Origin of the sequence: Bacteroides sp. OM05-10AA (assembly GCF_003439055.1) — a bacterium.
Lineage (GTDB): Bacteria > Bacteroidota > Bacteroidia > Bacteroidales > Bacteroidaceae > Bacteroides > Bacteroides intestinigallinarum.
In genome coordinates this window covers 101,178-110,510 of the sequence record NZ_QSUR01000027.1, presented here as the reverse complement: position 1 = coordinate 110,510, position 9,333 = coordinate 101,178, and the positions used below count along the sequence as shown (strand labels likewise).

General features: G+C 41.3%; 5 protein-coding genes. All 5 read left to right on the top strand.

What is annotated here, in order from left to right; translation table 11 throughout:
- Positions 1-196 precede the first annotated feature (196 nt).
- The 5 genes from DXB58_RS19355 to DXB58_RS19335 all read left to right on the top strand — a co-directional run bounded on the left by DXB58_RS19355 (position 197) and on the right by DXB58_RS19335 (position 9,320).
- Entirely contained in the window at positions 197-1,342 is a 1,146-nt protein-coding gene (locus DXB58_RS19355; RefSeq protein WP_122137943.1) for a DNA-binding transcriptional regulator, read from the top strand.
- 108 nt (positions 1,343-1,450) lie between these two features.
- Positions 1,451-2,638: a S9 family peptidase gene (locus tag DXB58_RS19350; RefSeq protein WP_122137942.1), complete on the top strand. Its 1,188-nt coding sequence runs from the start codon at positions 1,451-1,453 to the stop codon at positions 2,636-2,638.
- Between the two features lie 168 nt (positions 2,639-2,806).
- Complete coding sequence (locus DXB58_RS19345; RefSeq protein WP_122137941.1) at positions 2,807-5,956, top strand: TonB-dependent receptor; 3,150 nt, start codon at positions 2,807-2,809, stop codon at positions 5,954-5,956.
- A 12-nt stretch (positions 5,957-5,968) separates the two neighbouring features.
- The gene (locus DXB58_RS19340; protein WP_122137940.1) at positions 5,969-7,603 is read left to right on the top strand and encodes a RagB/SusD family nutrient uptake outer membrane protein; all 1,635 of its coding nucleotides are present in this window, start codon (positions 5,969-5,971) and stop codon (positions 7,601-7,603) included.
- Between the two features lie 19 nt (positions 7,604-7,622).
- Entirely contained in the window at positions 7,623-9,320 is a 1,698-nt protein-coding gene (locus DXB58_RS19335; protein ID WP_122137948.1) for a DUF5018 domain-containing protein, read from the top strand.
- Positions 9,321-9,333: the final 13 nt, after the last annotated feature.

The window sequence follows — 9,333 nt, the reverse complement described above, 5'->3', positions numbered from 1 at the left end:
AGATTTTGAGATAATTGATACGATGATTGAGTTGTGCAACAGGCACGCATACCAACACCCGGGTGTCAGTGCTCATGAGACCCGGGTGTCAGATAAGTGTTGGCTGCAACAAAATTAAATCTTTATTATAGGAAAACAAAGGAATTCTTCTATATTTGTGCCATCCCTACAATATACTTAAGAAAAACATAAAACTATGATCAAGATTCTTCTACTGATAGACTATTCCAGTGAGTTCGACAGGAAGCTGCTACGGGGTCTTGTACAATACTCCAAAGAGAACGGCCCCTGGTTATTTTACCGCCTCCCCTCCTATTACAGTGCAATGTATGGAGAACAAGGTATTTTGAAATGGGCCAAAGAATGGAAAGCGGATGCTATCATCGGGCAATGGAACAATGATACGATTGATTTGCAGAAAGAACTGAATATACCTGTCGTATTGCAAAACTACCATCACCGAAGTGTCACTTACTCTAATCTCACGGGCGACTATAAAGGTACGGGAAGAATGGCAGCTCAATTCTTTGCCAAACGGATGTTTCGAAACTTTGCTTATTTTGGTGTCAAAGGGGTGGTTTGGTCCGATGAACGCAGTCAAGGCTACCGTCAGGAAGTGAAACGTATGGGCGGTGAGTATTTCAGTTTCGAATCTGATAAACAGGAAGATGAAATAAGGATGGAAGTCAGCCAATGGTTACAGAAGCTTCCCAAACCGGTTGCTTTATTTTGCTGCGACGATGCACATGCCCTGTTCATTTCAGAGACCTGCAAAATGACGAATATTCCTATTCCGGAAGAAATTGCTTTATTAGGCGTGGACAATGACGAACTGATGTGTAATATCTCCGACCCTCCTATTTCGTCCATAGAGCTCGAAGTGGAAAGAGGCGGATATTCTATCGGCAGACTGATTCACCAACAAATAAAAAAGGAACACGAAGGCAGTTTCAATATCGTCATCAACCCTATCCGTATTGAATTACGGCAATCTACGGAGAAACATAATATCAAAGATCCTTATATTCTGGAAGTAGTGAAGTATATAGAGACCCATTACGGTTCCGATTTGACCATAGAGTCTTTGCTTGCAAACATTCCGCTATCCCGCAGAAACTTCGAAGTGAAATTCAAGAATGCACTGAACACCTCTATATATCAGTATATTCTGAACTGCCGGTGTAATCATCTTGCAGATCTACTACTCACAACCGACCGCCCATTGGCCGATTTAGCAATGGAAGTTGGCTTTACAGACTATAATAACATTGCCCGGATTTTCAAGAAATTCAAAGGATGTTCACCTATTGAATACCGGCAGAAAAAGACTAGACAAAGATAAAATAAACGCTTTCTGAAGGCTGTTTTTCGTTTTGACATTAAGATCATTCATGAGAATGACCTACCTTTGTTTTCATACCTTTCGAAATACATTTTAGATATTAATACTATGCGAAGACATACCATAAGAGGAAAAACAAGAACGATTATCTATCCTATTATTATTTATTTTGGGGTCACCTCAATAATGGGGTGCAAAAGATTAGAGATTAACCAGACAAAAAGAAACTGGGAGAAGCTATCCGCTTACTTTACCCCACCACCACTGTACCAGGAAAAATTTGGGACTTACCACAATCCTCTTTTATTTTACAATGGAGATACAGTCAAAAACGCAGAGGACTGGCTAAAACGAAGAAAAGAAATAAAAGACAAATGGTTGAACCTAATCGGTCATTGGCCGGCCATCATCGCCAATCAAAAACTGGAGATTATAAAAACCACAGAACGCGAAGATTTCAAACAACATTTAGTGCGTTTTTATTGGACTCCTCTGGAACAGACTTACGGCTATTTACTGGAACCGAATAAAAAAGGGAAACATCCTGCCGTTATCACAGTATTCTACGAACCGGAAACTGCTATCGGATGGGGAGGAAAAGCTAATAGAGATTTCGCCTACCAATTAACAAAAAGAGGATTCGTTACTCTCTCATTAGGAACTAGACAGACCACCAAAGATAAGACTTACTCTCTCTATTACCCGACTATTAACAACTCCACTATGCAACCTCTTTCAGTACTTGCTTATGCAGCAGCCAATGCATGGGAAGTATTAGCCAGAGTCGAAAGTGTCGACTCTACCCGAATTGGTATCATGGGACACTCCTACGGTGCTAAATGGGCAATGTTTGCTTCTTGTTTATATGAAAAGTTTGCCTGCACCGTCTGGAGTGATCCAGGTATCGTCTTTGATGAAACCAAAAATAATTATATCAATTATTGGGAACCTTGGTACCTGGGATATTATCCCCCACCCTGGAAAAATATCTGGAGCAACAACGGCAATAACTCTTCAACAGGTGTCTATGCCAGACTATGCAAAGAGGGGCATGATTTACATGAACTCCATTCTTTATTGGCTCCTCGCCCATTTCTCGTATCAGGCGGTTATTCTGATAATGTAGACAGATGGATTCCATTAAATCACTCTGTCGCAGTCAACCGGCTTTTGGGTTATCATCATCGAGTGGCAATGACGAACAGACCCAAGCATGATCCTACTCCCGAATCAAACGAAACCATATATAAGTTCTTCGAATGGTTCTTAAAAAGAAAAACGCCAAAAGAAGATTAACGATGTATTATTCTTCGTTTTTTGAAGATAGTTTTTCGTTTTTGCCACCGCGCATGTCTTTGAAACAGAATACTTTTGTATCATTAACTAGTTAACCGGTCTAAAGAGACTATTGTTAGAAATTAAAATTTCAAATCGACGATCTAATATTTAAAAACTTATCATGCAATGAAGAAAATCAGATGGAATCCAAGGTTAGTAACCTCGTTGTTTATTACTCTTTTAATGTGCACTCTCGATTGTCTTGCACAAGAAGTAATAAAAGGGTTTGTGAAAGATGGTAATGATGAACCATTACCTGGCGTATCTGTAGCTGTCAAGGGTACTACTAATGTTGGTACCATTACAAATGTTGATGGAAAATATAGCATTAATGCCCATAAGAATGACGTATTGGTATTCTCTTATATCGGAATGGTCAGCCAGGAAGTAAAGGTAGGCAATAAGACGAATATCAATATCACTCTTAAAGAAGATGTTTCCTCTCTGGATGAAATCGTAGTAGTAGGCTATGGAACTCAAAAGCGCGGTAGTCTGACCGCCGCTATATCTACTGTCTCCGATAAAGAAATCCTTAAAGCCCCAACCATGGGAATCAGTAATATCATCGGTGCACGTGTTGCCGGTATTTCCGCCGTACAAGCCAGTGGACAACCCGGTGCGGATAATGCCTCCTTGTCCATACGCGGACAAAGTGGTATTATCTATGTTATTGACGGTATCAGAAGAAGCGCAAGTGACTTCAACGGACTCGATCCGAATGAAATAGAATCTGTGTCTGTATTAAAGGATGCATCCGCCGTAGCCGTTTATGGTCTGGACGCAAATGGAGCATTCATTGTCACAACCAAAAAGGGACAAACAGATAAAGTCACCATTAGCTATACAGGTACTGTGGGTATCAGCCAGAATGCAGAAGAACAAGAATGGCTCGACGGACCGGGATATGCTTATTGGTACAATAAAGCCCGTCTTCTACAAGGTGATACGGAAGTATTTACCGTCGACATGGTGCGCAAAATGCGCGAGGGTGTCGACGGATGGGGAAATACCAATTGGTACGATAAAGTATATGGAACCGGTGTTCGCCAACATCACAATATTTCAGCATCAGGAGGAAGTGAAAAGGTTCGTTTCTTCACATCTATCGGTTATCTGGAAGAAAAAGGAAATATAGATAAGTTCAAATACCGTCGAATGAATCTTCGTTCTAATATTGATGCACAGTTGGCTAAAGGACTTAGTCTGTCATTAGGTGTTTCGGGGCGTATAGAAAAACGGGATGCTCCCAAATTTTCTGCCAATCCGGATGATTGGATGAATATTCCCCAACAGGTATGCTATGCTTTGCCATACGTACAGGACACTTATGAATATAATGGGAAAATATACGATGTTTCAACCCCGACTTCCGGCTCTCCGGTAGCTCCTATCGCATCCATATACGATTCAGGATATAACAGGTCCAACCAATCATATATGCAGTCCAATTTCAGTCTGAAATACGACACACCTTGGCTTAAAGGATTAAGTTTAAAATTTCAGGGAGCGTACGACTTAGTTCATGGGATGACTAAACAGTTAACCAAGCCGAATGAAGTCATGATTATGGATTTACCTAATGCAGCCACTACCACACTCACCTACCATAAGGACTACAGTGTTTTGAAAGATACACCTATATTATCCGAATCGGCATCACGCGCCCAGGAGTTCACTACGCAAACCAGTATTACGTACGATAACAAATTTGGAGATCACTCGATCGGAGTATTATTACTGGCCGAAACACGGGAACGTAATAGCAACAATCTCGGTGTAACGGGAACCGGATTAGATTTTATTCAGTTGGATGAGTTGAACCAAATCACAGGATTCACCAAAGAGGGGAAAGAGCAACCTGCTATACCTTCGGGTAGCAGCAGCCAAACACGCGTAGCCGGTTTTGTAGGTCGTTTGAACTACAATTACGCTGACAAATATTATTTGGAAGCCTCACTACGCCACGATGGTAGTTATCTGTTTGGTGGTATGAACAAACGCTGGGTCACCCTGCCCGGCCTCTCTCTTGCCTGGAGAATCAATAATGAAAAATGGTTTCATGCTACTTGGGTAGACAACCTGAAATTAAGAGCAGGTATTGGAAAAACTGCAACCAGCGGTATCCAGCCTTTCCAATGGAGAAATACGATGAGCACATCCCCCAATTCTGTAGTAATAGGCGGAGCCAGTCAGACAGCTATCTATCCGTCCGTATTGGGAAATCCCAATTTGACATGGGCGCAATGCCTCAACTATAATATCGGAGTAGATGTAACTTTATGGAATGGATTATTAGGAATGGAACTGGATGCTTTCTATAAATATGAATATGACAAATTATCTTCCGTAACCGGTTCACACACTCCTTCCATGGGAGGCTATTACTTCTCAACTGCAAACGTTAATAAAGCAGATTATAAAGGTTTTGACGTCACCTTTACACATCAGAACAGAATCGGAAGTTTCAGCTATGGAGCTAAATTAATCTGGTCATACGCATACGGAAGGTGGCTCAAATATGCAGGTGATTCTGAAAACACACCGGAATACAGACGACTGACCGGAAAGCAAATCGGTTCGAAAATGGGATTCATAGCCCAGGGATTGTTCCAAAGTGAGGAAGAGATAGCCAACTCCGCTACTATGCCTGACCGACCGGCTTATCCCGGATATATCAAGTATGTCGACAGAAATGGAGACGGTATTATAACAGTCAATCAAGATCAGGGGTATGTAGGTAAAAGCTCAAGACCGACCCATACAGGTTCTTTCAATTTATTTGGTAACTGGAAAGGATTCGATTTCGATATTTTGGCATCATGGGGACTTGGTAGCGATGTTGCATTAACCGGGGTATATACGGCAAGTGGTTCATCCGGAATCCAAAGTGCTACGGCCTTCACGCGTCCTTTCTATCAGAATGGTAATGCACCAGTCTATCTGGTGGCAAACTCCTGGACACCCGAGAATACAAATGCAGAGTTTCCTTGTCTGGAAATCAATCCGAGAAGTTTGAATAACGGGCTGGCCTCTACATTCTGGTACCGTAACGGAAACTATTTGAGAATAAAAACAGCGCAAATAGGATACAATTTCCCTAAAAAATGGTTGAGTCCATTGGGAGTGGAAGCTCTTCGTCTCTATGTCGAGGGATACAACCTTCTGACTTTCAGCGCTGTATCCAAGTACAACATCGACCCGGAATCTCCAGCTGTAAACAATGGATATTATCCGCAACAAAGGACTTATACACTTGGAGCTAAAATCACATTCTAAAATATACGCTATATGAAAAAGTTATCTATTAATATATCACTCTTCTTTGTGTTGCTGACTTTAAGTTCGTGCAACGACTGGTTGGATGAAGTAAAACAAACGACTACCGTTAGTGATGAAATCATCTGGCAAGATGAAACCCAGGTTGACAAATATGTGAATAGTTTCTACCCCCTCCTGCATGATTACGGTCAATTCGGGGAGGCCCAATTCTACGGAAGTTTTACAGAAAGTCTGACTGACGCATTTAAGTATGGTTCATATACGCTGGGACACAGAGCCGGCCATCCTAATCTTTATGTGCTAACACCGGATGCTATCTCTCCGGACAACTGTCTATACAGTATCTGGCTACGTTCAACAGCATACAAACAGATTCGAGAAACAAATCAATTTCTATCTCTACAAAGAAAATATTCCGAATTTTCAGCAGACAGAAATAAGCTCTGGGAAGCTCAAGTACGCTTTTTCCGTGCATTTGTATATTTCCAGTTAGCCAAAAGACATGGAGGCGTCATCTTATATGATGATCTGCCGGTATCAACTAATAAAGCTCGCAGTAGTGCTGAAGAAACCTGGCAATTCATAGCCGACGATCTTGATTTTGCAGCCAATAATTTACCCAAGGAGTGGGATGCGGCAAACAAAGGGCGTATCACTAAAGGAGCAGCTTATGCACTGAAATCGAGAGCAATGTTATATGCCAAGCGCTGGCAGGATGCCTATGATGCTGCTAATAATGTAATTGCGCTCAAGCTATATGGTCTGACAGACAAATATGAAGATGCATGGAAAGGGAATAATAAAGAAGCGATTCTGGAGTTTGATTATGATGCCGCCAACGGACCTAATCATCTTTTTGACCGATATTATGTACCACAATGTGATGGTTATGACAATGGTTCAACAGGAACTCCTACGCAGGAAATGGTAGAATGTTATGAAAGCAAAAATGGAGAAAAGATAGACTGGACACCCTGGCATGGCATTACTGATGAAACTCCTCCATACGACCAACTGGAACCTCGCTTCGCTGCAACTGTAATCTATAGAGGATGTACCTGGAAAGGGAAAAAGATGGATTGCAGCCTTGACGGAAAGAATGGTGTGTTTATGCCTTACCGGGAACAGGGTACTTCATACGGAAAAACCACAACCGGTTATTTTTTAAGGAAATTGTTAGACGAAACGCTGACAGACGTCAAAAATGGGAAAAGCGCCCAACCGTGGGTTGAAATTCGCTATGCCGAAGTTTTATTGAACAAAGCGGAAGCAGCTTATCGACTCAATAAGATCGGGGAAGCCCAAAGTGCCATGAATGAGGTACGCGCCAGAGTAAAAGTGAATTTACCGGGTAAATCCTCTACAGGCGAGGTTTGGTTCAAAGATTACAGAAATGAAAGAAAGGTTGAACTAGCCTATGAAGGCCATTTATTCTGGGATATGCGTCGTTGGGAATTAGCTCATATTGAATATAACAACTATCGCACACATGGCTTCAAAATTATTGGTGCTACCAATACATACGAATATGTTGATTGCGACGGACAGGACCGCAAGTTTATAAAGAAATTATATGTCCTTCCTGTACCGTCTGAAGAATTGAAGAACAACTCATTGATTGAACAGTATGATGAATGGAAATAACAATAAAACTCTTAGAACAATGAAAAACAAAATTATATCAATCATCCAGGCATTAGTTCTTCTATGGGGAGTAACTAGTTGTCACAGTCCTGAAGAGTTGGGTTCTGACATTCAACGCGAAGGTATCAACAGCATCACTGCATCGTTTCCGAACGATGACAGTAGCGAAAATAGTTTCAAAGGTGAAATAGATTATACCAATCATTCAATCACATTTGTTTTCCCATACAATTATCCCAAATTGTCGGATAATGTATTGCCGACCTCTGCACTAAAACGAGTAAGATTGAGTGCCAGCCTAGCGAATAATGTCAGTGTAACTCCGCCATTACTTTATATGGATCTTACCCAAGACAACTACATCACAGTGAAAGATCAGACCTCTGGGACTAGTATCGAATTCAAAGTAATAGGTGAAATCCGCAAGAGCAACGAATGCAGCATCACCAAATTCGATATTCCTGCCATAGGGCTACTGGGAGTCATTAATGAAAATGAAAAAACAATTTCATTAGTAACCATAGATAATGTAGGGGAGCAGATAGCAAACATTGATATCTCGCATGGAGCAACTTGCAATCCCAACCCCGAAACAGAGGCACTAGACTATGAACAAGAACAGACTATTGTCGTTACAGCACAGAATGGCATAGATAAAGCGACATATACGGTGAAAAAAGATATTCCGCAAAAAACTGTTGCAGGTATCCGCCAAGGAAGCGGTAAGTTATTATGGTCTAAAAGACTATCTGAAATCAGCGGTATTCTACTACCGGGTAAAGTAACCGGACTTGCAGTAGTCGACAAATATGTTGTCATCAACGAACGTGCCAATGATCGTGCCATTTACTTAAATAGCCAAACCGGAGAAATAGCAGGTTCTATGGATATCAGTCAATTTGCCGGTGATAATTCAAACTTCCATGCAACAGCAGACCGGGGAAATAACATTTTATTCTGCAGCTATACTCCATCAGGAGGTACTTTCACTGTATGGAAAGCTAATGGAGTGAATGAGAAACCACAGAAATATATTGAATATAAAACTGGCACTAATATAAGATTCGGCTGGAAGATTTCTATCCAGGGGGATTTGGACGCCAATGCCCTTATCACAACTCCTGTATTCCAGAAAGACAGTAAAGTGCAGTTTGCCCGCTGGCGTGTCGTAAACGGTGTCTTACAAACGCAGGATCCGGAATTTGTCATTATGAGTTCCTCTCTACTGACTTCAAACTGGATTAAATGGGCGGATGTGATTTATACCGATGACACCGACACTCAAAGTGACTATTTCTTGGCCAGCCATGTCACAGACACTTCCGCCAAACGCTATTTCTACTGGTTTAAAGGAACAGACAATAGCATAAAAGCTGCAAATACAGGTGCTCCAGGTAACACAATTATCAATGCTGTAGACTATGCTGTGTTCAACAAAGTTCCTTATGTCATTTACAATCAAGTAAATAGTTTCAACTATGCCGTAACAGGTTCTGATGCTGTCCGTATGTATGACCTTAGCAGCGGTTCATTCGATAACCAGATAGTAGTATGCCCGGACAAGATATATGGAGGTCTCGAGAATTCTGGTCAGAACACCGAAGGAACAGGAGATGTCGTATTCAAAGCAGCCAAAAACGGTTATTATCTATACGTCTATCTCGTATTCTCTAATGGAGGTATCGCCTGCTATCAATATGACTGTATTGATATGTAATATAAACAATCAG